We start from the raw sequence: 21,390 nt of genomic DNA, 5'->3' as shown, positions 1-21,390 counted from the left end.
CGTGGATCCAATTGCACGGCTCTGTCATTTAAAGTATGGCATTCGCTATGATTTTATCGAGTTTACGGACATCGACTTTTTTATTCAAATTCAATTTGAATTTTCCTGCCTTCGTCCACAATTCAATTTCAGCATTAAAATCGATCCGTCCTGCATTTTCAGTGGAATACATATTGATCGACTTGAATGGAATTGTGTAGATCTCCACCTTTTTACCTGTTAACCCTTGCTTGTCCGCGATGATAAATCGTTTGTTTGTCACAACCGCAACGTCCCGGATTGTTTTATAAGCAACCTCAGCCACTTCACCGTCAATGAGCAAATCCGTAATCTCGTCGGGAACAGCAACTTCTTCCGTAAACGTCCAAGCCATCATTGCAGTTAAATCAGCCATCATCAATACCTCCTTTTTATGTGTATCATTACATACTAGTCTATGGAAGTATAGAGTGAATTGTAAATTATTTTACTTTTGTAGGATTGAGTCGCAAGACTGCGACCAAAGCGACAGTGTTGGGAGAACCAGCAATACCGGAAATTCCTGTGGTCACCCGAAAATTTAATTAAAACTCATAAAATATCTTTCTACCTATTTACGATTAAAACACAACATGTTAGGGTAGTAGATGTACATAAGGCACAACATATAGTATTGAACGATGGAATGGTACCGTTATCGGTTTAATAGGGAATCCGCAAATCGGAGCTGTCCCCGCAACTGTAAACGCAGACGACCGTCTCAAAACCACTGCAGCTTTGGCTAGCGGGAAGGGAGACGGAAGGAGGAAGCGTTAGCCAGTAGACCTGCCGTCCATCGTCAAGCGACACTTTCTTCGGGGGTTGAGAGGTGGAAGCGAGCGGGTTCTTTGCTTTCATTTTTCAAGCGAATCCCGATCTGTTTCCTAATCAAAAACCATGAGCGATGACTCCACCGAAGAGGTGGAATCATCGCTTTTTTCATTTCAAAGCTAAAAGGAGATGGATTGAATGACACTCATTACTGAAAGAACAGACATTATGGACAAGCTGCAAGCTGAATTTGGGGCGGAGAAGTTGGAAGCGCTTATTTCAGCGAGTCGACGCTGGAGAGAGCGTCATCCTGAAGGTACCGACTCTGACTGGTCGAAAGCAATGATTTTGGAGGCGCTCAGCAATATTGACGAAGCCTCAGCGTACTGGACATTTGTAGCTGCGCGGATCTATTTGCAGGAAGTTTATTCTCGTCAGGAACAGTTGCGGGGCACGAAAGCTTACACGAATTTTGCCGAGCATGTGGAGAGGCTCGTTCAGAAAGGCTTGTATACAACAGAATTGCTTGAAAAATATTCACGTGATGAATTGGAGAAGCTTGGTCAAATCATAAAGCCAGAGCGGGACAAGCTATTCACTTACATCGGGTTGAAAACGTTGATGGATCGTTATGCTGCAGTTGATTTCAACAAACAGCCAGTCGAGCTTCCACAAGAACGTTGGCTCATTATTGCGATGACGCTCATGCAAAATGAAACGGAAAATCGTCTCGATAAAATTGCCGAGGCGTATTGGGCGATGAGCAATCTCTATATGACGGTCGCGACGCCGACGCTTGCGAACGCGGGCAAACCGCATGGACAGCTGTCGAGCTGCTTTATCGATACTGTAGATGATTCGCTGCAAGGCATTTACGACAGCAATACTGATATTGCCAATCTATCGAAATACGGTGGCGGCATCGGCGTTTACATGGGCAAGGTCCGTTCCCGCGGCTCTTCGATAAGAGGGTTCAAAGGGGCATCAAGCGGCGTCCTTCCATGGATCAAGCAACTAAACAATACGGCCGTCAGCGTCGATCAACTCGGCCAGCGTCAGGGTGCAATTGCCGTCTACCTGGATGTGTGGCATAAGGACATCTTCACATTCCTCGATCTCAAGCTGAACAACGGGGATGATCGCTTGCGTGCGCATGATATTTTCACGGGCGTCTGCCTGCCGGATATATTCATGGAGCAAGTCGAAGCACGAGACGACTGGCATTTATTCGACCCGCATGAAGTGCGGACTGTAATGGGGTATTCGCTTGAGGATCATTATGATGAAACTAAGGGAAGCGGTTCATTCCGTCAGAAGTATGAGGAATGTGTCAACCACCCTGAATTGACGAAGGAGACCGTGCCGGCGATTGAAATTATGAAACGTATCATGCGCAGCCAGCTTGAAACAGGGACGCCATTTATGTTTTACCGTGATGAAGTAAACCGCGCCAATCCGAATAAGCATGAAGGGATGGTGTATTCGAGTAACCTTTGCACAGAAATCATGCAAAATATGAGTCCGACTGAGTTTGAAACTGTAACGCTTGAGGACGATATTGTAGTAACACGCTCTAAACCGGGAGACTTCGTCGTTTGTAACTTGTCGTCCATCAACCTTGGACGTGCAGTACCTGCGGACGTATTGGGGCGACTCATCAAAATCCAAGTCCGCATGCTCGACAACGTCATCGATTTGAATAAAATTCCGGTCGTCCAGGCGCAACGGACCAATGGCCGATACCGCGGCATCGGGCTCGGAACATTCGGTTGGCACCATCTGCTCGCTTTGAAGAATATCCAATGGGAATCGGATGAGGCAGTTGACTATGCGGATGAACTATACGAGAAAATTGCCTATTTAACGATCAAAGCATCGATGGAATTGGCGAGTGAAAAAGGGGCTTACCCTTTATTCGAAGGATCGGATTGGCAAAACGGGATTTATTTCGAACAACGTGGATACGATTCGAAGGAATGGCGGGAATTGCGAATCGACGTGGCGACGAATGGCATCCGAAACGGTTATTTGATGGCGGTTGCGCCGAATAGCTCTACGTCCGTCATCGCAGGATCTACAGCTTCCATCGATCCAATCTTCAAAGCGTTCTATCACGAGGAAAAGAAAGACTACAAGCTGCCGGTCATTGCGCCGGATCTCGATCACAACACATATGATGTGTACCGCCGTTCCGCGTATATTGTCGATCAGCGCTGGTCCATCAAGCAGAATGCGGCAAGACAGCGCCATATTGACCAGGCAATTTCTTTCAACGTCTATGTGCCGAACAATATCCGTGCGTCCGTCCTCCTCGATTTGCATATGCAGGCTTGGAAATCAGGCATGAAGACGACGTATTACATGAGGTCGACAGCTTCCGATATCGAGGAGTGCGAATGGTGTCATTCCTGATTGCGTATGCATCGTGGAGCGGCAATACGGAGGAAGTGGCAGAAATAGTGGAGGAGACGCTGCTGTCGGAAGGAATGGACGTAACCATGCATCGGATTGGAACCGGCCCGTTGCCGAATCCACGCGAGGTCGATGCAATGATTCTCGGTTCATTCACATGGGACAAGGGTGCCACGCCTGACGAAGTGAAGGATTTTGTCGCGGATATTGGGTTCAAACCGAGAAACGTCTACGTCTTCGGAACCGGAGATACACAGTTTGGAGGGGATGAGCTCTTTTGCCATGCCGCTGTTAAACTGGCGCGGTTTTATGATTCTGAAGTTGAACCTCTTACAATCGAGCAAAGCCCTCGTGGTACGCAGGAACAAAAAGTCATTGAATGGTCGAAAGGAGTTTTACAACATTGGCGACACTTACACGCGTTAAAGTGCTGAACCCGGCACATCAAAATAAATCAACAGCGATATTCGGGGGGAAAGCGAGCGGCATTCTGAATTGGAATGACCTTGCCCATCCTCATTTCTACACATTGCGACAAAAAATCCGCTCCCTTTTTTGGACGGCGAATGAAGTCGATATGACGCAGGATGTGAAACAATTTCCGAATTTGTCGAAAGCGGAGCAGGAAGCTTTCCTTAAGATCATCGGATTGCTTGCGACATTGGACGGACCCCAAACCGTAATCGCCATGAAAATCGCGGATTTCGCAACCGATCCTTCGGTGAAATCCATCATGGCAACGATCGCCGATCAGGAAAGCGAGCATAACCATAGCTACGCGTACGTCCTGTCATCGGTAACGACGTTGGACAAGCAGATGGCTTCATTTGAAATGGGCCGCACCGATGAAGTTCTTATGAAGCGGAACGAGCGGATTGTCGACATCTACAACGAATTCGCAGAGAATCCAACGATTGAAACGGTGTTGAAGGCGATGGTGTACACGACATTGCTGGAAGGCTTGTTTTTCTACAGCGGCTTTGCATTTTTCTATAACCTTGCACGCCATCAGAAAATGGTTGGCACGTCGACAATGATTTCCTACATCAATCGGGACGAATTGCAGCACGGCAAGGCGATCAGTGACATTTTTCGCGCCGCGCTTGCTGAAAACCCTGCGTACAATACCCAAGCTTTCACGGAATGGATTTATGATCAATTCCGCCATTCGGTCGAGCAGGAAATCATTTGGAGCCGTTATGTGCTAGGGGAGATTGATGGAATCGACCTGGACGAAATGGCAGGCTATGTGAAGTACCGTGCGAATAAAATGCTTAGAATGCTTGGATTGAGTGAGATTTACCCGGAATTCACCGACAATCCGATGAAATGGATCCGAGCGTATGTCGATAACTTTGACGATACGAAAACGGATTTCTTCGAACAGACGTCGAGGCAATATGTGAAAACGAGTGATTTGAATGGCTTTGATGATTTATAATGAAAAAAGAACGCAGCTATTTTTAGTAGCTTGCGTTCTTACTTTTTCCGTCGTTAATGGCTTCAATGCCAGCCAGCCGCTTCAGAAACGTCTTTCTCCAGCTCTCCGATAACTCATCCAACTTCAGCAGATTTTGGATGCTTTCCATATTATCTTTATCATGATACATGAGACGGTTTGCCTCGGTCACAGAGATGGCTAAAGTGGGCCGCGAAATATGGACCAACTCGTCGGAAGGGGAGACGATACCTTCCTTCAGCACACGGAAATAATAACCTGTATAGCCTATGTTTTGCACAAGCACTGGCATGTCATTGCGTTCATGAACGATCGACAGCTTATAACAAGGTTGCCGCGGCTGGCTCACTTGCACGACAGCTTCGCCGATTTGAAATGAATCCCCGATGTAAACTTCATCCTCAGTTAACCCTCTTAAGGTCAAGTTTTCACCAAATGCTCCTGAATGCAGCGGCTTTTCCAATTCGCTCTCCCAATATGAATAATGCTCGAACGGATATACACAAACAGCCTTATCTTTTCCGCCATGATTGACGAGATCGCCTTGCCCATCACCGGTAAAATTCAGTGTAGATAAATAGATGGGCTCTGTAACCGGTTTTTTATTGATTCCGGTAGTTACTTCTTTTTTTCCGAACTGCAAGTCACGTGGCTTGCCTACATTCAATGAATGAATAACAATTCTCCCCACGGTTCATTCGCCCCTTACAATATTTTGTCAATCAAGCAAAAAACATTTTGTAGATGATGATGGCAAGCACACCGACAATGAACCCGACAATAAATCTGAGCGCTTGTTTCAGATTAATCGACCATCCGTTTTCGGTAGATGACAACCGTCGTTATAATAGCTGCAATGACCCATCCTAAAATGATAGCTAGTTCGATAAGCACGCCCGAGAAGCCAGCTCCCGCCTCTACTTTTTTCGCCAATTCGATTAATTGCAAGTTCGGCAAATAAGTAGCCGCTTTTAAAAACGGATATTCCGCCACAATCATCGGAATGAACGAGCCGAGCGAAAAGATGAGGATAACCGGCATGACGATGACAGACGCCTCCAAAACCGACTTCGAATAGAGGCCGAGCAGCGTCCCTAATGCAATATAGAAGAAAGAAGATAAGACGACCGCCACGACAATGACAGCAATATTAGCAGGTTTATATTCTGCCAAATAGGCAGTGAAAAAGACGATAACCATCGTGAAAATGAATGTCAACAAGCTTTTCCCGCCTAGGATTTCGGCTGTGCTAGCTGGGGATAGCATGAGACCGCGCAATGTGTTTTTCTCTTTCTCCTCAGCAATCAAACAACATTGGACAAATGCGGCTACCATTCCAAACGTCATATTGATAAGCATGTAATGGGATTCAATCGAGTCAACTCCCATTCGACCGTAAAAAGCGGCTAAAAACAGGGGGACGAAGATGACTGTCGATACCGCAAAATTCCGTGAAAAATCCTTAAAGTCTTTCTGAAATATCGCATTCATGCGTTTCAATGAAATCATCATGCCAACTTCCTCCCTGTCACTTGTACGAAAATGTCACCTAATGTCGGTTCGTTCGAATGGATTGTAACGACTTGATTCGTATTCATATACTCAAATAATTGATTTGCACCTTCAGAGCCTGCGGGCAAGATCACTTTTTCTTCATTTGTCAATTCTACTGTGATTGTCAAATCGGAATAGCTCTTTTTCAATTTATCCGGTGTGCCCAGAAGCTGGATTTTCCCTTTATTTAGGAAAGCGACCCTGTCACAGAGAGACTCTGCTTCATGCATATCATGCGTCGTCAGGAAAATCGTCGTTCCTTTTTCATTAAGAGCCCGCAAACCCTCATGGATATGAAGAGAATTCGTCGGGTCGAGCGCGGACGTCGGCTCGTCGAGGAATAGCAATTCCGGTTCGTGAATCAAAGTCCTCGCAAGTGTCACACGTTGAGTCATTCCTTTTGATAAAGTCGACACTTTCTTCGATTTCTCTTGTTTCAAATTAACAGCGTCAAGCACCTCATCAATTTTTGAGTGGGGCACTTCGTATAAATCACAATACAGTTTTAAGTTATCGTAGATCGATAGCCTTCCATATAAGCCGCTAGTATCTGTAAGCACCCCGAACCGCCTGCGGTAATCTGATTTCTTAAGCTGTGAAACGGGTTCTCCGAACACTTTCGCAATCCCGCTAGTAGGTGTTAATTGGCCGGTCAAAATTTTTATCGTTGTCGTTTTTCCAGAGCCACTTGGTCCTAGGAATCCGAAGATTTCCCCTTTCTTCACTTGGAAGTCGACACTTTCAATTGCTGTTTGGTTCGCAAAGACTTTTGCTAAACTGTTCACCTCAATAATGTTATCCATTCCCATCCTCCTATTTCTTATTTGTACTTTCAGAATAAGTGAAAATAAAATTAACAACATCAATTCTCGGATGAAAAGAGTCTAGCAGAGGGCGAATAGAGCGAAATTCCAGGTGAATGGATCGTGAATTGTATTCGATTTCCCGCTGCAAATAATGAACGGAGCATTTCCAAGGCTGAATCGTCGGATTCTGTCAAAATATTTCCGAGGAAATAATACAATTTTCTACAAATTCATAATCCAAGCATCTCTTTTAGCTCTACCATCTTTGTTTTCGATAAAGGAATTGTCGATTTATCATTGTTATCCAAAACAAGGCTGTAACTGTTTCTCGTCCAAGTGATTACCTCCCGAACTTTTTGCAAGTTCACGATGTACGATCGGTGGCAGCGGAAGAAGCCGAAGGGGAGTAAGCGCACTTCCAATTCATTCAACGTTGAAGGGGAAGGGAAGGATTCCCCCTTAATATGTAAAAAGGATTGTCCTTCATTGCTTTCAATATAATCTATTTCCGGCGGCTCGAATAAGACGATTTTTTCATTGACCTTCGTAGGAATCTTTTCGAAACGGACAGGTGATATGGATTCTGCGACGGGAGAAGAGTTTTCAATCTCCCTATTTGATTCTTCATCCGCTTCGATTTGGACGGTATGCAGCCCATTTTCGTCCAAGCGGAAGATGTGATCGGCAGCTGTGACTGCACTTTCCATATTTCCCGTTAATATGAATGCGCTGCGGCCCTCTTGTTTCAGCCGTTGCAGTACGGAAAGGAAAATCCGTTTTGATTCCAAATCAAGATTTTGGTCAGGTTCTTCAAAGATATGGATTGCTGCATTCTGCATGAGTGAGCAGGCAAGCTGGACACGTTTTCTTTCCGAATAAGATAAATGCTTTATTTTCACCCGGCGTTTTGAATCCAATTGAACGGTTTGGATAACTTCCCCGATTGGCTTGTTTGATAGGTAAAGCCGCTTCGTGAATTGAATCATTTCTTCAACGGATAACCGTTCATAGAGGCCATCGTGAAGAAAGTAAAAGCCGATTTTCGACTTGCTTTCTGAGATGCCGCTTTCCCCAATTCGAATTTCACCATTCGACAGCTTTGATTTTTCAAGCAACAGTTCAATTAGCTGCTCGCGGACGTTGACACTCGAATAAACGGCAACTAATTTTCCTGGTTCTATCGACAAATCAAATGCAGGAAAGACGACGGAATCATGAATCCGTTTTTCTGCATTAATAAATTGAAGTGACACCCAACATCCCCCGTTTATAAGTCTATTTAGTTAGAAGTATTATACCAGTTATTTCAATTATGAATGAGCAATCATTTAAAATGGACAACAATTTCGAATATGCCTCGATTTTACGGGAAAACCCTTATAAAACTATTCTGATTAGTAGATAACGTGTAGAATAAGGATAAAGAGGTTTAATCCTTATTTCTGTATAGAAGATTGTCCGTAAATACACGTAAAAGATAAAGAGTTGTCCATAGGGAGCAATGGTGATGAAAGATCAGGCAGGATTTAATTACGAGCAAGAAATTGAGCGTTTGAAAGAGTTATTCGGATTTGATTTCGTCGGCATCGCGCTCGTCCAATCGCCGGAACGTAGATTTGAATTGAGATGGACGTATGTGACGGGGAATCGGAACGAGCGCTATCGACGCATTACATTGCAATCGGGCAAAGGACTGGCAGGACTCGTTTTCAAGACGGGCAAGCCGGTGTTTGTCGGGGATGTGGATGAAGAATGGAGCGGCGACAATCTGTTTAATTATCCGATTGTCGCAACGGAAGGACTCAAAAGCTTCGGAGCGATACCCCTCTATAAACACAATCGTGTAAAGGGCGTATTACTTGTCGGATACCGGACGGGCGGGAAGCTGACGGATGTGCAGTTTGAGAAATTCAAGCAGGAGATCGGAGAGGAGTTCGGTCCATTTTACAATAAGGAGATGGTGAACGATGAGTCGGACTGAGAATGTGCAGTTGTCAGATCTGTTAATGAAACTATACGGGAATTCCGATGAAGCCATCTTCTTTTTTGATCGTCAAGGGAAAGTGTTAGCAATGAATTCTGCGGCGGAAGAGATCTTGGATAAAGATGTCTACGAACAGATGATAGCGGGCAGCGCAGGAGCGATATGCAAAGCGTGCAAAGGCTATACGAGCGCCGATGACCCGTTGACGTGTGTCGCGTGCTATATGGCCAACCCGGACGAGGACATCAGTTCCTTCCAAGTATATTTTGATACGAAAGGAAGGGGCGTCATCCCTTATTCCGGGAGCATCCAGACGATTGATGCAAAGACGGGAATCCGTGTATTCATGCTGAGGGATTTGACCCACCAATTCAAAACACAAGAGGAATTGAATCAGAAGCTGATGATGAAACGGGTGATCAAAGCCCAGGAGGACGAGCGAAAACGACTTTCGCGAGAGCTTCATGATAGCGTGGCGCAGGAAATGCTCAGTTCATTGGTCGATTTGCGCGTCTTGAAATATATGAACATCGAAGAGGAAGTCTTGAAGAAAGTGCAGCAGACGGAAGGCTCGCTCATGCGGTTATTGGATGACATCCGCCATCTGTCCGTCGAACTGCGGCCGGCCACGCTCGATGATCTCGGTTTGGAAGCCGCTTTCCGCACACACTTCAAATGGGTTGAAAAGAACTATGGCCTTATAGTCCATTTCCATCCGGAACTTGAATCCAAGCGGTATGAAGGCGAGATCGAGACAATCGTCTACCGCATCTGTCAGGAAGCGGTGTTCAACGCGCTGAAATATGCGGATGTCGATGAACTGGTTGTCCGCTTGTATGAAGCGGAAGGTCTGCTTCATTTAATTGTCATGGATGAAGGAAAAGGGTTCGACTTGAAAAATATGGACCCGAAAGGTACGGGGTTAGGCATCTATGGCATGAAAGAACGGGCGGAACTCGTTGACGGGCGCCTTCAAATCCGTTCCGAAATCGGGAAAGGGACTGTCATCCAGTTGGAAGTCCCGGTTGCTAAAGGAGGAGTTGACGATTGAAGATCATCATTGCCGATGATCATGCGGTCGTCCGCAGTGGTTTCATGCACATATTGAACTTTCAAGACGATATGGAAGTAGTAGCGACCGCGGCGGACGGATTGGAAGCGTATGAACAAGTGGCAAAGCACCGCCCCGACATTCTGCTCATGGATTTGAGCATGCCTCCCGGGGAGAGCGGTTTGATTGCAACAGGGAAGATCAAAGAGGATTTTCCCGAAACGAAAGTCGTCATCCTGACGATGTACGATGATGAAGAGTATCTTTTCCATGTATTGAAAAACGGAGCATCTGGTTATGTATTGAAAAACTCCCCGGACGAGGAATTGTTGTCGGCGATTCGGACGGTCTATGACGGAGGAACTTATATCCACCCTTCCATGGCAACCTCCCTCGTACGGCAATTCGTGAAAAAGGATGTCGATGAAGCCGAGACGGATCCGTATAAAATCTTGTCGCGAAGGGAAATCGAAGTCCTTCCGCTAGTCGCGAAAGGATATGGGAATAAAGAGATCGCTGAAATGCTTTATATTTCCGTCAAGACGGTGGAAGCGCACAAAGCGAAGATAATGGAAAAACTGAATTTGAAAAGCAGGCCGGAACTTGTGGAATATGCGTTACGAAAGAAGTTTCTGAACTTCTAACGTAGGGCGAGTTTGACGACAGGGATGTATGAAATGTGTATTGAAGCTAGATGTGTGAATTTGAAAGGGGATAATCAGGGTGGGTAAGAGATATTCGCGCCAGACGCTTTTCAAGCCGATTGGCGAGGATGGGCAAGCATTATTGAAGAACGCGCACGTAATCGTCATCGGCTGCGGGGCTCTCGGTTCCCCTATCTCTGAGACGCTAGTCCGGGCGGGGGTCGGCAAACTGACAATTGCGGATCGGGATTACGTAGAATTGTCCAATTTGCAAAGGCAACAACTGTTTACCGAACAAGACGCGCTAGAAGGGGTGCCAAAAGTCGTCGCTGCCGAGCGGAGGCTGAAAGAAATCCGGCAAGATTGCGAGATTCGGACAGTACTCGATCATGTGGACGGTTTTTTGCTTGAAAAGCTCGCGGAAGATGCCAATCTGATCATGGACGCGACGGACAACTTTGAAACGAGGCTTCTTATGAACGACGTCGCTTGGAAGAAGGGGATTCCTTGGATTCACGGCGCCTGCGTCGGCAGTTCGGGCACTGTCTTTCCGTTCGTCCCAGGTCGGTCGGCTTGTTTCCGTTGTTTGCTGCCGGTCCTCCCGTCGGTGAATGAAACGTGCGATACGGCTGGCATCATTGCGCCTGCTGTCCAAATCGTGGCGGCAAGGCAGTCCGCGGAGGCGTTGAAGTGGCTGACCGGCAATCATGACGCGATGATCACGAAGCTATTGCATTTTGATGTTTGGAACAATACCCAAGCGGAAGCGGGCATTTCGCGGATCCGGAACGTAAATTGTGAAACGTGTGGCGAGGCACCTACATATCCTTCATTGAATCAACCGGAAGGCACCCATTATGCTGTCCTTTGCGGAAGGGAGACCGTACAGATTATTCCAGACGGTGGAAGACCTTTGTCAGTCACGGACGGAGTACAAGTGGCCGAGCGATTGGGGACGGAATATCGGACGACCCCATTTTTTGTGGAATTCCATGCGGAAGGGTATCGTTGCGTTTTATTCCAAAACGGAAGGCTGCTCATTCATGGGTTGAAAGATATGAAGGAAGGCCGGAAACTGTATCATCAATTTTTTGGGTGAGGGGGTGGATAGGTTGTCACATCTAACAGAAGCGGAAAAGAAGAAATCGATTGGGATTGCCGTGTTGACGGTGAGCGATACGCGGGAAAAGGAAACGGATAAGAGCGGGGGGACGATCATCCGGATGGCGGAAGACGCTGGCCATCATATTGCAGGATACGAGATTTGTTCTGATGAGCGGGAGCAAATCGTGCGGCATGTGGAGCGGTGGCTCGGAAATCCGGCTGTCGAGGCGATCATCATAACGGGCGGTTCGGGAATCGGATATAGGGACATCACGATTGAAACCGTGAAGCCGTATTTTACGAAGACGATCGACGGGTTTGGTGAATTGTTCAGGTTTTTGAGCTATACGGAAGACGTAGGCTCGAAGGCATTGTTGAGCCGGGCAACTGCAGGGGCGATTGAGGAACAAGTTTTATTCGCATTGCCGGGTTCGTCTAAAGCAGTGGAATTGGCGATGGAAAAACTGATCCTTCCGGAGCTTCATCATATCGTCCATGAATTGACGAAGCATCGGAAGTGATCGGTTGGTCGTGAGTTCTCATTCAGCGCAAAAAAGTTCTCGATCTTGAGGTCGGAGTTCTCGTTTAACGCTGATGAGTTCTCGTTTCCGCGCCAGGAGTTCTCGTTTAACGTCGAAAAGTTCTCATTCAGCGTCAAAAAGTTCTCATTCACGCGCCGTCCGTTCGAAGTCGCCGTTTTTCCCGCCAGTCTTTTTCAGCAGCATCGTCGGGCCAATAACCATCTCTTTGCCGGCCGCCTTGCACATGTCGTAAATGGTGAGGGCCGCGGCGGAGGCTGCCGTCAACGCTTCCATTTCGACGCCGGTGACGCCTTTTGTCTTTACTTCCGCTTCGATGAGCACTTCATAATGCTGCTTAGATTCGTCAATTTTCCATTCGAAGCGGACATCTACGCCGGTAAGGGCAAGTGGATGACACATTGGAATGATGGACGATGTGTTTTTCGCAGCCATGACTGCAGCGACTTGCGCGACGGCGAAGACATCCCCTTTTTTATTGGTACCTTCGGTGATTTGCGAGTGGATCAGTTCATTTACAATGATCGATGAAGCGGCGATTGCGGTTCTCGTCGTCACCGCCTTGTCGGAAACGTCAACCATCTTGGCATGTCCCTGTTCGTTGAAGTGTGTCAATTCAGACAATGGATTCATTCCCTTCAAACATAGTAAATTTTAGTATATCAGAAGATAGGAGAGTGTTCGCAATGGTGGAAATGAGAAAACCGATTCCTGTCGCCGAGGCGGTCCAGTTAGTGATGGACCATGCCCAGCCGATCGGGACGGAAATGGTCAGCTTAGAGGTTGCTTACGGAAGAGTGCTGGCTGAACCGATCATCGCAAAGCACGATGTACCGCCTTTTGATCGATCGCCTTATGACGGATTCGCGATACGGTCGCTCGATTCTGCAGGTGCAGCGGGCGACAACCGGATTTCTTTCTCAGTCGTCGGGGAAATCGGTGCGGGTCATGTCGGAGAGAAGCCGATCGGTGAAAAGGAAGCATATCGGATCATGACAGGCGCGCAAATTCCGGAAAACGCGGATGCGGTCGTCATGCTCGAGCAAACGGTCGAAACGGATGGCGGATTCACATTGCGCAAGCCGTTTGAAGCGGGCGAGAATATTTCGTACAAAGGCGAGGATGCGAAAGCGGGCGAGCTGTTGATCGAAACGGGCTCGCTAATCCATCCCGGCACAGTCGCCTTGCTTGCGACGTTCGGCTATGCGGTAGTGAAGGTCGCAAAACGTCCGGTTGCCGGTATTTTATCGACGGGGACGGAGCTGCTAGATGTAGCGGATGAACTCGAGCCAGGCAAAATCCGGAATTCGAACGGTCCGATGATTCGCGGGCAATTGAAGCGGATGGGCATCGACTATAAGTCGTACGGGATGGCGGCGGACGATCTGGATGCTTGTACATCAATTGTTGAAAAGGCGATTGAAGAGACAGATCTCCTCATTACGACGGGCGGCGTTTCCGTCGGGGATTATGATTATTTGCCGGCGATTTACGAGCGGCTCGGCGCGAAGGTTTTATTCAACAAAGTGGCGATGCGCCCCGGCAGTGTGACGACTGTTGCGGTTCTCGGAGACAAGTTCTTATTCGGCCTTTCCGGTAATCCTTCCGCCTGCTTCACAGGGTTCGAACTGTTTACAAGACCCGCAATCCTTGCGATGATGGGGGGAACAACCCCTTATATGCCGCACATGACCGCAAAACTCGGCGAAGATTTCACGAAGCCGAATCCGTTCACACGTTTCATCCGGGCGACGTGGAAGTTGACGTCAGATGGAGTAATCGCAGTGCCTGCAGGATTCAATAAATCGAACGCCGTATCGTCGATCGCACGCGGGAATTGCCTAATCGTCTTGCCGAGCGGGACGAGGGGATATGTCGAGGGGGCCGAAGTCGATATTCTGTTGGTCGGCAGTGAGCAAGGTGTCAGCGAGTGGACGTTGTGAAGACATTACATGTCGTCGGCTATAAAAATAGCGGCAAGACGACATTGATTGCGAGATGGGTCCGTTTATTGAAGAAGAACGATTTGTCGGTTGCGGTGCTGAAGCATCATGGGCATGGCGGTAAGCCGGACTTGGGCGCAGCCTCGACCGATACGTCGCAATTTTTGGCAAATGGTGCGGATGCGACGCTCGTAGCGGGCGGCGGAGCAGTTCAATTCGTTTGGAACGAGGAACCGGAGTTTACCAGAATCAAAGAAATGGTCTCGATGGGCAATCCGGATGTGTTATTGATCGAGGGTTATAAAGGTGAAATTGGGGACAAAGTTGTTCTTCTGAAAAATGTGGAAGAGTGGGAAACATTGTCTCAGTTGGAAGGTAAGCTGCTCGTCATCGGGTGTCCTGAAATTGAGACAGATTGTCCCCATTTTCATTCGCGGGATCATGCGGAGCAGATCGACGAATGGTTTTTGCACTGGGTCGGAAAGGGAGATGGCGATGAAACAATATGAAATCGTTGAAACACCTATAGAGGTTCAAAAATATATGGATTATGTGCTTCATCCTTCAGCCGGCGCTGTCACGGTCTTTACCGGCAATGTGCGGGAGTGGACGCATGGAGTGAAGACACTCTATCTCTCCTACGAAGCTTACGTCCCGATGGCGGAAAAGAAGATGGCGGAAATCGGTGCGGAAATGGAAGTGAAATGGCCGGGCGTCCGCGTCGCGATGGCCCATCGAATTGGAGAGCTGCAAATTTCGGATATCGCCGTCGTCATCGCGGTCTCGTCGCCGCATCGGAAAGCGGCCTATGAGGCGAATGAATACGCCATCGACCGTATTAAAGAAGTCGTGCCCATCTGGAAGAAGGAAATTTGGGAAGACGGGGAAGAGTGGATTGGTGCTCAGAAGAAATATCCTGAAAAGGGGGTTGAACAAAATTGATCAAAGTGAATTATTTTGCGAGATTGCGTGAGTTGACGGGTAAAGGGGAAGAGACGCTCAACCGCGATTCGATGACGGTCGCTGAACTGCTTGATTGGGCGGAGGAATCGTACCCGGGATTCGGTGCGGACAATGTCCAAGTGGCTGTGAATGAAGAGTACGCTTTGAAAGATGACGTCATCAAGTCGGGTGATGTTTGTGCTTTCATTCCTCCGGTGAGCGGCGGTTGATGAAAACGGCTGGCATTGTTCTTGCTGGAGGGTTGTCGAGTCGATTCGGTTCCCCGAAGGCGTTTGCTGAATGGGAGGGGCGTTTTTTCTATGAATGGTCGCTTGCAGCTTTGTCTCCATACTGCGGAAAAATTGTCATCGTGACTCGTCCCGAACTGGTGGACCGTTTTCCTGAAGGCATGCTTGTGACGACAGATGTGGAGCCGTTTGCAGGGCAAGGACCGATAGCGGGAATATTGTCGGGAATGGAGAAGATGCGTGCTGAACGCTATATCGTTCTGCCTTGCGATATGCCTTTCATGACGGCCGACGTAATCGGCCGTTTGCTCGATTGTCATAGGTCGGGTGTGACGGCTGTCGTTTTGGACGGAAAATATCATCCGCTCGTATCGGTATGGGATGCCGCAGCACTTCCGGATTTGCAAGAAGCGCTTAAAAACGGAAAGCGACGGGTCATGGACGTTCAGGAGAAACATGGAGTCCGGTGGATTGAAGGCGAATTGCTGACGGAAGACGACGCTCATCGGATATTCATGAATGCGAATACTCCGGACATCTTAGAAAGGAGTTGACGAAAGTGAATCCGATTGTAGATAAATTAGGCCGGCCGATCCGGGATTTGCGGATTTCGGTGACGGACCGCTGTAATTTCCGTTGCACGTATTGCATGCCGAAGGAGATATTCGGGGATGATTATGTATTTTTGCCAAAAAGTGAACTGCTTTCATTCGAAGAGATGGAACGGTTCGCGAAACTGTTTGCGTCTCTCGGAGTGAAGAAGCTCCGGTTGACGGGCGGCGAGCCGCTAATGCGCAGGGGCCTTCCGGTTTTGATTGCCAAACTCACAGAAGTCGAAGGGATCGAGGACATCGGACTAACGACGAACGGCGTGCTGCTCGGTCAATACGCGCAAGCCTTATATGACGCGGGACTCCGTCGCCTCAACATGAGCCTCGACGCGCTCGATCCCGTCATTTTCGGTGAAATGAACGGACGTGGAATCAAACCCGATCTCATCCTTTCCAATATCGACCGGGCAAAGGATATCGGCTTTACGATCAAAGTGAATATGGTCGTGAAAAAAGGCGTCAATGAAAGTGAAATCCTTCCGATGGCGGCGTACTTCAAGGAGCGCGGCATTACATTGCGTTTCATCGAGTTCATGGACGTCGGCAACGATAATGGTTGGAGCTTCGACAGTGTCGTGACCAAAAAGGAAATCTATGAAATGTTGCGTGCGGAATATGAGATGGAGCCTGCTGAAGAGGACTATTACGGCGAAGTGGCGAAGCGATATCGTTATTTGGACAACGGGGCGGAAGTCGGCTTCATCACATCGGTTTCGGAATCGTTCTGCTCGACTTGCACGCGGGCAAGGCTGTCGTCGGATGGAAAGTTGTATACGTGCTTGTTTGCTTCTAGCGGGTTCGATTTACGGGAGTTGATCCGCAGCGGCAAGTCGGATGAAGAGTTGTTGGATGCAATTATCGGCGTATGGAAACACCGTGCGGACCGCTATTCTGACGAGCGGACGGAACAGACAGTGAAAAACCGGAAGAAGATTGATATGAGTTATATTGGTGGATGATTGAGGGGTGCTTCGCTAGAATGCGGGGCACTTTTTATTGTGTTAGAGATAGGTCAAAGGTCACAAAATGACGATAACTCTCGGGAAATAATCGATATATATTGGGAAATAAACGATAAGTCCGCCCGAATGATCGATAAATGTCGGGAAATGATCGATATCCGCCCGGAAATGATTGATAACTTTTCGGAGCGAAGGGCAAGGGGGAAAATGAACCGACTGAATTGTGCTAAAATAGGTAAAAAGAGAAACTGGAGGGGCTGGAATGAAACCGACTGTGTTTATTACAAGGAAGCTACCGGACGAAATCGTTGCGCCGCTAAAGGAGAAGTACACTGTCCGGATGTGGGATTCGGAAGAGGTGGCGGTGACAAAAGCGGTATTGAGGGAAGAAATTGCGCAAGTCGACGCGCTTTGGACGATGCTATCCGATACGATTGACAGGGGCATGCTGGAAAGTGCGACGAATTTGAAAGTAATTTCGAATTTGGCGGTCGGCTTCAACAATATCGATACGGAAGCGGCGAAGGAGAAAGGCATCATCGTGACGAATACGCCTGATGTGCTTACAGAAACGACGGCGGATCTCGCATTCGGACTACTACTTGCGACAGCGCGCCAGTTCAACTCTGCTGAAAAGGAGTTGCGGCAAGGTGGATGGCTGTCATGGACACCGATGGGCTTCGCCGGTATGGATGTGCATGGGACAACAATCGGCATCATCGGTATGGGCCGGATCGGTGAGGCGGTTGCACGTAGGGCGAATGGGTTCAACATGGATGTACTCTACCATAACCGTAACCGGAAGCCCGAAGCGGAAGAGGAGTACGGGTTTGAGTTCGCCGAATTGGACGACCTCTTGAAACGCTCGGATCATGTGGTGATTCTAGCCCCGTTCACGGAAGAGACAAAAGGGATGATCGGTGAACGGGAGCTGTCGCTCATGAAGAAAACGGCGACCCTCATCAGCGTGTCACGCGGAGGCATCGTCGATGAAGTGGCCTTATATGATGCGTTGAAAAACGAAACGATTTTCGCGGCTGGACTGGACGTCTTTGAAACGGAACCGATTCCGATCCGCCATCCATTGCTCACATTGCCGAACGTCACAGCGGTTCCGCATATCGGCAGTGCAAGCGTCAAAACGCGCCACGCCATGATGAAGTTGAATGTCGATGCAATCACGGATGTGCTGGAAGGAAAAGAGCCGAAAAACCGTGTCGTTTGAGTAAAAAAGCCCGCCGAGCAATCAATGGCGGGCAACTTCTTATCATTTATTTCATCAAACCTACAATCGCTTCATTCACAAAATGAGCGCCGAGCTTCACAGTACGTCCGCCTTCATCCAAAGCGGGATTCACTTCGCAAATATCGAAGGAACGCGTTTTCCCATGCCCAGCTACTTTCCGGATGATGGCGCGCACCGTGGACGGATCCAACCCGAACGGGGAAGGGGCGCTGACGCCGGGAGCGAATGCCGCATTCAACACATCCGTACATAACGTAAGCATCACCGCGTCATGCTGTGCCATGAAATCTTCGAGCGCTTCCATCAGCTTATCGAGATGCCCAGGAATCATTTCGTCTTCGTGCACGTATGTAACGCCTAACAAATCCGCCCGGTCAAACAGCTCCTGCGTGTTTCCGTATCGCTGGATGCCGGCGACGAAATAGCGGGCATTCGGATCGCTTTCTAAAATCTGTCTGAACATCGTACCGGATGAAGGCTGTTCGTCATACGGGCGCAAATCGAAATGCGCGTCGATGTTGATGATGCCGAGCGTTGCATCCTTGCCAATGGCTTTGCGGACACCGAGATAATGTCCATATAACGTTTCATGGCCGCCGCCGAGGATGACCGACTTAGCATCTTTCGCAAGGATTGCCGCCACCGCTTCGCCAAGTTGCTGTTGAGCAGACTCCAAGTCTTCGCCGTCGCAAGCAATATTGCCGACGTCGAAAATCCGAGCGTTTTCCGAGAAACGCCATGGAAGATTCGCAAGCCCGCCGCGCAATGCATTCGGAGCTTCCGCCGCGCCCAAACGCCCTTTATTCCGCCTGACGCCTTCCTCGCATTCGAACCCGATGATGGCGCATCCGCCAGAAACTTGCTCGATATTAGCCAGTTCAACGACTTGATGATAACGGAAACTCGCGCGGTCCCCCGTATCGTCAGTCCGACCCGTCCAAATAGATTCATTGACTTTATTCACGAAACCCATCCTTTCTGAAATGAAAGACTTCTTGCCATCAGTATAATGGCAGTTTCAAATAAATCAAACCCGGAAAAAGGTGATCGCATGAAAATACGACTGCTTATTAAAGATCCACTCGAAGCGCAAGGGCTAAAATGGCTGCTTACTTCTCAATGGAATGACGTCAAAGTGGAGATTGCGGAGGGGGCGGCCTCTGCTGACGACGCCTACCTCTACATCATCGACATGAACTACATCATGACAGCGGAATTCGAACTGCCACCACACGCAATTTGGCTCGGCATCTCCTCCGAAAGGACATTCCAAACAGTCTATAAAGCGCTTTCCCTGAAAGCGGAAGACATCCTCTTCCGGCCGTTCCAGCCCGATCGGCTCGTCAAACAAGTTCAGCAGATCCGTTTCCGCTGGCGGAATGAAAGGACGCAGCTAAAAGGTCCCATCCAACAGCGGGAGGCAGTCGTCACATACGAAGATTTTCTCATCGGCGAAACAAAAGCGGAAACCCCAGTGCTTTTAAGTTTAATCGCGCCATCACGGTTGGAAGAGCTCGACCATCTCGTCCGCGAACTCGAATTGCATGATTTTCCGACTGCATTTGACATCTTCCCGTTTTCGGATTTTGTACTCGTCGTCCATCAATTGAAAGATGTGCACGTGCTACAAGAAGCGTATTCGATCTTTTTCGCGCAATGGAAACGACAGTCGGACGCCTTGCTGACGGTTTATTTGCATGCGGATGAAAGCCAGAACCGTACGTATCGGGAACTTTATAAGAAAATGCGCAAGTATCACGAGCGTATTTTTTATGATGGTTACGATATTTTGACGATCGAACAAGAGGGTTTTCATTGGCGGGATATGGATCCGTTTTTATCGCCGCTCGAGCAGCGGAAGTGGGTGGAGATGCTTGAGAAACGGCAAGTGGCGGAGATCCGGGAGTGGATGGAACAGGATTTCCTTACACTTGAATCGCCATTCCCGGATCCTGAAATGGTCCGTGTCCGGCTGACGAGCATCCTTGCGCAAATCCGCCGGTATATGACGGCGAAATCCTTGAAATCGCAGAAGGTTGAGCACGATTACCATACGGTTTTTGAAACAGTTATCCGGGAGCCGGTCATGTATCATATCATTCGGTCATTCTTATCCTTCATTGCAGAGCTGCTTCAAAGTACTGAAGGAATTGTGGAAGGCAAGAGGTCACTCGCCGATAAAGTGCAAGAACGAATTGCGGCTAATTATTGGGATGCTTCTTGGAACTTGGAGGGATGTGCGGAAGAGTTGAGGATTCATAAAAGTACGTTGAGCAGGAAATATGCAGCGGAAGCGGGCGAATCTTTCAGCGTGGCATTGCTGAAAACCCGCATAGAAGAAGCGAAGCGTTTGTTAAAAGAGACTGATTTGCCGATTGCCGAAGTTTCCCACTCGACCGGTTTCACCCATGCGACTTATTTCAGCCGTCGGTTTAAAGAAGAGACAGACGTGACGCCTTATCAGTTCAGGATAAGATAGATCCTAATTGAAAGAAAAAGCAGCGAAGAAAAGAAATAACTTTTCTTCGCTGCTTTTCTATTTTAGTATTTCTTCCGGAAGAACGGTGTTTTTTTCAGCCCGATACAGAGCGGAATTGCTATCATCAGCCCGACAACGTTTTGAATGATGTCACCTGGTATGGATGCTAATGGCGCCACCCAGTTGTTATACATAATTCCTTGCCCGACATAGTACACCGCCAACATGACCGGCATCGATGCGATAGCTCCTACTATGTTGAGCTTGATGCTATCTCCCCGGCGTCCGTTCGACCAAGCGATTTTACCGACGATATAGCCTTGCAAGGCACGGGCGACAATGGTCGTTGGGGCCCAAATGAGCCAGCCTCCGAAGATATCGAATAAGCCCATTCCGATAGCTCCGGCCAACGCTCCCTTTTTTGGACCGAATAGAATGGCTATGATGAACAGCATAGCTGTCCCTAAATGGATTAGGCCGCCTTGGCCAATCGGAAGTTTAATATTAATGAACATCGTTGAAACAAGGACAAGCGTTGCCAAAATGGCCGTAAGTACTAAGTCAAATGTTTTAGCATGCGTCTTTGCATGGGTTTGGCGTTGTGTAATTTGCATTTG

The 21,390-nt window shown here is 48.2% G+C and carries 24 protein-coding genes and 1 riboswitch; of the genes, 16 read left to right on the top strand and 8 right to left on the bottom strand.

What is annotated here, in order from left to right:
* Nucleotides 1–28 precede the first annotated feature (28 nt).
* Entirely contained in the window at nt 29–394 is a 366-nt protein-coding gene (locus AB1K89_RS13005) for a PH domain-containing protein (protein WP_413055146.1), read from the bottom strand.
* 253 nt (nt 395–647) lie between these two features.
* Nucleotides 648–826, top strand: a riboswitch (cobalamin riboswitch).
* 161 nt (nt 827–987) lie between these two features.
* Between AB1K89_RS13005 and AB1K89_RS13000 the strand changes: the two genes are divergently transcribed.
* From AB1K89_RS13000 to AB1K89_RS12990, 3 genes are read left to right on the top strand one after another with little or no spacing between them, the layout of a single operon-like run.
* Nucleotides 988–3,201: a ribonucleoside-diphosphate reductase subunit alpha gene (locus AB1K89_RS13000; protein ID WP_413055145.1), complete on the top strand. Its 2,214-nt coding sequence runs from the start codon at nt 988–990 to the stop codon at nt 3,199–3,201.
* Nucleotides 3,186–3,635: a flavodoxin gene (locus tag AB1K89_RS12995; protein ID WP_413055144.1), complete on the top strand. Its 450-nt coding sequence runs from the start codon at nt 3,186–3,188 to the stop codon at nt 3,633–3,635. The genes AB1K89_RS13000 and AB1K89_RS12995 overlap by 16 nt, the downstream gene beginning before the upstream one ends.
* The gene (locus AB1K89_RS12990; RefSeq protein WP_413055143.1) at nt 3,581–4,642 is read left to right on the top strand and encodes a ribonucleotide-diphosphate reductase subunit beta; all 1,062 of its coding nucleotides are present in this window, start codon (nt 3,581–3,583) and stop codon (nt 4,640–4,642) included. The genes AB1K89_RS12995 and AB1K89_RS12990 overlap by 55 nt, the downstream gene beginning before the upstream one ends.
* Before the next feature lie 22 nt (nt 4,643–4,664).
* On the opposite strand, the gene AB1K89_RS12985 is transcribed toward AB1K89_RS12990, so the two are convergent.
* The 4 genes from AB1K89_RS12985 to AB1K89_RS12970 form a co-directional block, all read right to left on the bottom strand.
* Nucleotides 4,665–5,351: an MOSC domain-containing protein gene (locus AB1K89_RS12985; RefSeq protein ID WP_413055142.1), complete on the bottom strand. Its 687-nt coding sequence runs from the start codon at nt 5,349–5,351 to the stop codon at nt 4,665–4,667.
* A 113-nt stretch (nt 5,352–5,464) separates the two neighbouring features.
* A complete protein-coding gene (locus tag AB1K89_RS12980) occupies nt 5,465–6,172 on the bottom strand; it encodes an ABC transporter permease (protein ID WP_413055141.1) in 708 nt (235 codons plus the stop codon).
* Nucleotides 6,169–7,017 (bottom strand): ABC transporter ATP-binding protein, encoded by an 849-nt coding sequence (locus tag AB1K89_RS12975; RefSeq protein ID WP_413055140.1) that lies wholly within the window; start codon nt 7,015–7,017, stop codon nt 6,169–6,171. The genes AB1K89_RS12980 and AB1K89_RS12975 overlap by 4 nt, the downstream gene beginning before the upstream one ends.
* A 233-nt stretch (nt 7,018–7,250) precedes the next feature.
* Nucleotides 7,251–8,273: a LytTR family transcriptional regulator DNA-binding domain-containing protein gene (locus AB1K89_RS12970; protein WP_413055139.1), complete on the bottom strand. Its 1,023-nt coding sequence runs from the start codon at nt 8,271–8,273 to the stop codon at nt 7,251–7,253.
* Between the two features lie 254 nt (nt 8,274–8,527).
* Here AB1K89_RS12970 and AB1K89_RS12965 point away from each other — a divergent pair, with 254 nt between their 5' ends.
* The 5 genes from AB1K89_RS12965 (at nt 8,528) to AB1K89_RS12945 (ending at nt 12,324) form a co-directional block, all read left to right on the top strand.
* Nucleotides 8,528–9,001 carry a GAF domain-containing protein gene (locus tag AB1K89_RS12965; protein WP_413055138.1) on the top strand — a complete coding sequence of 158 codons (474 nt, stop codon included), beginning with the start codon at nt 8,528–8,530 and terminating at the stop codon, nt 8,999–9,001.
* Nucleotides 8,988–10,055, top strand: coding sequence for a sensor histidine kinase (locus AB1K89_RS12960; RefSeq protein ID WP_413055137.1), 1,068 nt, complete (start codon nt 8,988–8,990; stop codon nt 10,053–10,055). Before AB1K89_RS12965 ends, AB1K89_RS12960 begins: the two co-directional genes overlap by 14 nt.
* The gene (locus AB1K89_RS12955) at nt 10,052–10,699 is read left to right on the top strand and encodes a response regulator (protein ID WP_413055136.1); all 648 of its coding nucleotides are present in this window, start codon (nt 10,052–10,054) and stop codon (nt 10,697–10,699) included. The genes AB1K89_RS12960 and AB1K89_RS12955 overlap by 4 nt, the downstream gene beginning before the upstream one ends.
* Before the next feature lie 79 nt (nt 10,700–10,778).
* The gene (locus AB1K89_RS12950) at nt 10,779–11,798 is read left to right on the top strand and encodes a ThiF family adenylyltransferase (protein WP_413055135.1); all 1,020 of its coding nucleotides are present in this window, start codon (nt 10,779–10,781) and stop codon (nt 11,796–11,798) included.
* A gap of 13 nt (nt 11,799–11,811) precedes the next feature.
* On the top strand, nt 11,812–12,324 hold the full coding sequence (locus tag AB1K89_RS12945) for a MogA/MoaB family molybdenum cofactor biosynthesis protein (RefSeq protein ID WP_413055134.1): 513 nt from the start codon (nt 11,812–11,814) through the stop codon (nt 12,322–12,324).
* Nucleotides 12,325–12,468: 144 nt separating this feature from the next.
* Here the strand turns inward: AB1K89_RS12945 and moaC are convergent, their stop codons facing one another.
* A complete protein-coding gene (moaC, locus tag AB1K89_RS12940; RefSeq protein WP_413055133.1) occupies nt 12,469–12,966 on the bottom strand; it encodes a cyclic pyranopterin monophosphate synthase MoaC in 498 nt (165 codons plus the stop codon).
* A 62-nt stretch (nt 12,967–13,028) separates the two neighbouring features.
* On the opposite strand from moaC, the gene AB1K89_RS12935 reads away from it, so the two are divergent.
* From AB1K89_RS12935 to AB1K89_RS12905, 7 genes are all read left to right on the top strand, one after another.
* The gene (locus tag AB1K89_RS12935; protein ID WP_413055132.1) at nt 13,029–14,285 is read left to right on the top strand and encodes a molybdopterin molybdotransferase MoeA; all 1,257 of its coding nucleotides are present in this window, start codon (nt 13,029–13,031) and stop codon (nt 14,283–14,285) included.
* A complete protein-coding gene (mobB, locus tag AB1K89_RS12930) occupies nt 14,282–14,794 on the top strand; it encodes a molybdopterin-guanine dinucleotide biosynthesis protein B (protein WP_413055131.1) in 513 nt (170 codons plus the stop codon). The genes AB1K89_RS12935 and mobB overlap by 4 nt, the downstream gene beginning before the upstream one ends.
* Nucleotides 14,781–15,227 (top strand): molybdenum cofactor biosynthesis protein MoaE, encoded by a 447-nt coding sequence (locus AB1K89_RS12925; RefSeq protein ID WP_413055130.1) that lies wholly within the window; start codon nt 14,781–14,783, stop codon nt 15,225–15,227. Before mobB ends, AB1K89_RS12925 begins: the two co-directional genes overlap by 14 nt.
* Entirely contained in the window at nt 15,224–15,457 is a 234-nt protein-coding gene (gene moaD, locus AB1K89_RS12920; RefSeq protein WP_252501804.1) for a molybdopterin converting factor subunit 1, read from the top strand. Before AB1K89_RS12925 ends, moaD begins: the two co-directional genes overlap by 4 nt.
* A complete protein-coding gene (mobA, locus tag AB1K89_RS12915) occupies nt 15,457–16,029 on the top strand; it encodes a molybdenum cofactor guanylyltransferase (protein ID WP_413055277.1) in 573 nt (190 codons plus the stop codon). The genes moaD and mobA overlap by 1 nt, the downstream gene beginning before the upstream one ends.
* A gap of 5 nt (nt 16,030–16,034) precedes the next feature.
* A complete protein-coding gene (gene moaA, locus AB1K89_RS12910) occupies nt 16,035–17,045 on the top strand; it encodes a GTP 3',8-cyclase MoaA (protein WP_413055129.1) in 1,011 nt (336 codons plus the stop codon).
* 265 nt (nt 17,046–17,310) lie between these two features.
* A complete protein-coding gene (locus tag AB1K89_RS12905; protein WP_413055128.1) occupies nt 17,311–18,273 on the top strand; it encodes a 2-hydroxyacid dehydrogenase in 963 nt (320 codons plus the stop codon).
* 46 nt (nt 18,274–18,319) lie between these two features.
* On the opposite strand, the gene hutG is transcribed toward AB1K89_RS12905, so the two are convergent.
* A complete protein-coding gene (hutG, locus tag AB1K89_RS12900; RefSeq protein ID WP_413055127.1) occupies nt 18,320–19,267 on the bottom strand; it encodes a formimidoylglutamase in 948 nt (315 codons plus the stop codon).
* Between the two features lie 78 nt (nt 19,268–19,345).
* Between hutG and AB1K89_RS12895 the strand changes: the two genes are divergently transcribed.
* Nucleotides 19,346–20,773, top strand: a complete 1,428-nt coding sequence (locus AB1K89_RS12895) for a helix-turn-helix transcriptional regulator (RefSeq protein WP_413055126.1) — start codon at nt 19,346–19,348, stop codon at nt 20,771–20,773.
* Nucleotides 20,774–20,835: 62 nt separating this feature from the next.
* Here the strand turns inward: AB1K89_RS12895 and AB1K89_RS12890 are convergent, their stop codons facing one another.
* Complete coding sequence (locus AB1K89_RS12890) at nt 20,836–21,387, bottom strand: ECF transporter S component (protein WP_413055125.1); 552 nt, start codon at nt 21,385–21,387, stop codon at nt 20,836–20,838.
* Nucleotides 21,388–21,390 lie beyond the last annotated feature (3 nt).

This window comes from Sporosarcina pasadenensis (assembly GCF_047228845.1).
GTDB lineage: Bacteria > Bacillota > Bacilli > Bacillales_A > Planococcaceae > Sporosarcina.
The sequence above is the reverse complement of the archived record's forward strand: the minus strand, read 5'-3'. Positions and strand labels throughout refer to the sequence as shown.

Coding starts and splice junctions, on each gene's coding strand:
- AB1K89_RS13005 (WP_413055146.1), bottom strand. CDS start 394: ATGGCTGATTTAACTGCAATGATGGCTTGGACGTTTACGGAAGAAGTT.
- AB1K89_RS13000 (WP_413055145.1), top strand. CDS start 988: ATGACACTCATTACTGAAAGAACAGACATTATGGACAAGCTGCAAGCT.
- AB1K89_RS12995 (WP_413055144.1), top strand. CDS start 3,186: ATGGTGTCATTCCTGATTGCGTATGCATCGTGGAGCGGCAATACGGAG.
- AB1K89_RS12990 (WP_413055143.1), top strand. CDS start 3,581: ATGGTCGAAAGGAGTTTTACAACATTGGCGACACTTACACGCGTTAAA.
- AB1K89_RS12980 (WP_413055141.1), bottom strand. CDS start 6,172: ATGATGATTTCATTGAAACGCATGAATGCGATATTTCAGAAAGACTTT.
- AB1K89_RS12975 (WP_413055140.1), bottom strand. CDS start 7,017: ATGGATAACATTATTGAGGTGAACAGTTTAGCAAAAGTCTTTGCGAAC.
- AB1K89_RS12965 (WP_413055138.1), top strand. CDS start 8,528: ATGAAAGATCAGGCAGGATTTAATTACGAGCAAGAAATTGAGCGTTTG.
- AB1K89_RS12960 (WP_413055137.1), top strand. CDS start 8,988: ATGAGTCGGACTGAGAATGTGCAGTTGTCAGATCTGTTAATGAAACTA.
- AB1K89_RS12935 (WP_413055132.1), top strand. CDS start 13,029: ATGGTGGAAATGAGAAAACCGATTCCTGTCGCCGAGGCGGTCCAGTTA.
- AB1K89_RS12925 (WP_413055130.1), top strand. CDS start 14,781: ATGAAACAATATGAAATCGTTGAAACACCTATAGAGGTTCAAAAATAT.
- mobA (WP_413055277.1), top strand. CDS start 15,457: ATGAAAACGGCTGGCATTGTTCTTGCTGGAGGGTTGTCGAGTCGATTC.
- AB1K89_RS12905 (WP_413055128.1), top strand. CDS start 17,311: ATGAAACCGACTGTGTTTATTACAAGGAAGCTACCGGACGAAATCGTT.
- hutG (WP_413055127.1), bottom strand. CDS start 19,267: ATGGGTTTCGTGAATAAAGTCAATGAATCTATTTGGACGGGTCGGACT.
- AB1K89_RS12895 (WP_413055126.1), top strand. CDS start 19,346: ATGAAAATACGACTGCTTATTAAAGATCCACTCGAAGCGCAAGGGCTA.
- AB1K89_RS12890 (WP_413055125.1), bottom strand. CDS start 21,387: ATGCAAATTACACAACGCCAAACCCATGCAAAGACGCATGCTAAAACA.